Below are 2345 nucleotides of genomic sequence, written 5' to 3'. Positions count from 1 at the left end.
AGACAAGACGCATGACGAGAATCGCCCTGCTCGGCGCCGGCGGCAAGATGGGGGTCCGGCTCGCCGCCAACCTGAAAGGCTCCGCCTACGACGTCGATCACGTCGAGATCTCCGCGGACGGGCGCGCCCGGCTGCGCGAGGCCGTCGGCGTCGATTGCGTGACGCGCGACGAGGCGCTGGCCCGCGCCGACGTGGTGCTGATGGCGGTGCCCGACCGGCTGATCGGCCGGATCGCGCACGAGATCGTCGCAACCCTCCGCCCCGGCACGATCGTCATCATGCTCGACGCCGCCGCCCCCCATGCCGGCGAACTGCCGGAGCGCGCCGACATCAGCTATTTCGTCACCCATCCCTGCCACCCGCCGATCTTCAACGACGAGACCGATCCCGCGGCGAAGCGCGACTTCTTCGGCGGCGTCCACGCCAGGCAGCACATCGTCTGCGCGCTGATGCAGGGGCCGGAAGAGCATTACGCGCTCGGCGAGGCCATCGCGCGGACGATCTACAAGCCGGTGATGCGCTCGCATCGCTGCACCGTCGAGCATATCGCGATCCTCGAGCCGGCGCTGTCGGAAACCGTCGGCGCCACGCTCAGCCTCGCGCTGCGCGAGGCGACCGACGAGGCCGTGCGCCGCGGCGTGCCGCGCCAGGCCGCCGAGGACTTCATCCTCGGCCATCTCACCATCGAACTCGCCATCGCCTTCGGCATCTTCCCCGAAGGAAAGTTTTCCGACGGCGCGCTGAAGGCGATCGACGAGGCGCGGCCGGTGATCTTCCGCGACAACTGGCTCGAAACCGTCTTCTCGCCCGAGGAGGTCAAGCGGTCGGTCCGCGCCATCTGCCACCCATAGCACCGCAAGCGTGCAGCGCCGGCGGCGGAACCGCCGGCCCTTAGGAAGGAGGACGTCCATGAAAACGATGCAGAAACCTGCGGGACTGAAATACGCGCTGCTCGGCCTCGCCGCCGCGGCAACCCTCGCCGCCGCGCCGGCGGCGCAGGCGAAGGGGCCGGTCATCGCGCTGTCCAACGCCTATTACGGCAATACCTGGCGCCACCAGATGGTCGAGGCCTTCCGCGCCGCCGCGACCGAGGCGCGGAAGAAGGGCGAGATCTCGAAGTTCATCATCGTCAACGGCAACGGCACGGTGAACGAGCAGATGTCGCAGGTGAGCGACCTGATCCTGCGCCATGTCAACGTCATCGCGATCGACGCCGCATCCGACACCGCGCTGAACGGCATCATCGCCAAGGCCTGCGCCGCCGGGATCAAGGTCGTCGCTTTCGACTCCATCGTCAGCGCGCCCTGCGCCTACAAGCTCGACTTCGACTTCAAGCGCTACCAGGCCGCGCAGGCGCGCTGGATCGTCCGCAAGCTGCACGGCAAGGGCAATGTCATCGTCGTCCGCGGCGTGAAGGGCTCGGCGCCGGACCATGACATGTACACGGCGCAGATGGGCGTGCTGAAGCAGCATCCGGGGATCAAGGTCGTGGCGACGGTCTATGGCCAGGCGACCGGCCCGGTCGCGCAGGCGGCGGTGAGCAACGTGCTGCCGAGCCTGCCGCATGTCGACGCCGTGCTCGACCAGGGCGGCGGCGACGATTACGGCATCGCCCAGGCGTTCGAGCAGTATGGCGGCAGCTACGCCACCCACCCGCCGATCATCGCCGGCGGCGGCAGCGCCAATTTCATCCACTGGTGGGCCGAACAGGCGAAGAAGACCGGCTACCAGACGATCTCGATGAACACGACGCCGGGCATCGGCGGCGCCGCGTTCTGGCTCTCGCTCGACATCGCCGGCGGTGCGAAGGCGCCGAAATTCATGACCATGCCGGTCGCGACGGTGACGCAGAAGAACCTCGCGCAGTATGCCGACCTCAAGCCCGGCACGATCGTCAGCCCGAGCTATTCGCGGGACTGGGTGAAGACGCATCTGCTCAGCCAGAAGCCCTAGGCCGGGGCGCGCCGCATGACCGTGGGCGTCGCCGCGTCCCCGCCCGGGCGGGATGTGTCCGGAGCCGCCGGCGAGGCGCTTGCCCTCGCCGGCATCACCAAGCGCTACGGGCCGACCCTCGCGAACGAGGACGTCTCGTTCCGCATCGCCGCCGGCGAGGTCGTCGGGCTGATCGGCGCCAACGGCGCGGGCAAGAGCACGCTGATGCGAATTCTCGCCGGCGTCACCGAGCCCGATGCGGGCGAGCTCGCGATCGCCGGGCGGCGGATCGAGCTCGCGCGCTATACGCCGCACGGCGCGCGGGCGGCGGGCATCCGCATCGTGCACCAGGAACTCTCGCTCTGCGGCAGCCTGACCGTGGCCGAGAACTTCTTCGTCGAGCAGCCGGGAAG

3 protein-coding genes are annotated in these 2345 nt (G+C 69.1%); all 3 read left to right on the top strand.

The window, feature by feature from the left end; genetic code table 11:
• On the top strand, window positions 1-851 hold an 851-nt coding region (locus tag APM_RS11715; protein WP_305803846.1), incomplete at its 5' end, for a phosphogluconate dehydrogenase C-terminal domain-containing protein.
• Between the two features lie 58 nt (window positions 852-909).
• Window positions 910-1953: an ABC transporter substrate-binding protein gene (locus APM_RS11710; protein ID WP_007423590.1), complete on the top strand. Its 1044-nt coding sequence runs from the start codon at window positions 910-912 to the stop codon at window positions 1951-1953.
• Window positions 1954-1968: 15 nt separating this feature from the next.
• Window positions 1969-2345: ATP-binding cassette domain-containing protein (locus APM_RS11705; protein WP_007423589.1), on the top strand; the 377-nt coding region annotated here is incomplete at its 3' end.

This window comes from Acidiphilium sp. PM (assembly GCF_000219295.1).
GTDB lineage: Bacteria > Pseudomonadota > Alphaproteobacteria > Acetobacterales > Acetobacteraceae > Acidiphilium > Acidiphilium multivorum.
Note: the sequence above shows the minus strand (reverse complement) of the source record. Positions and strands in the feature narration are given on the sequence as shown.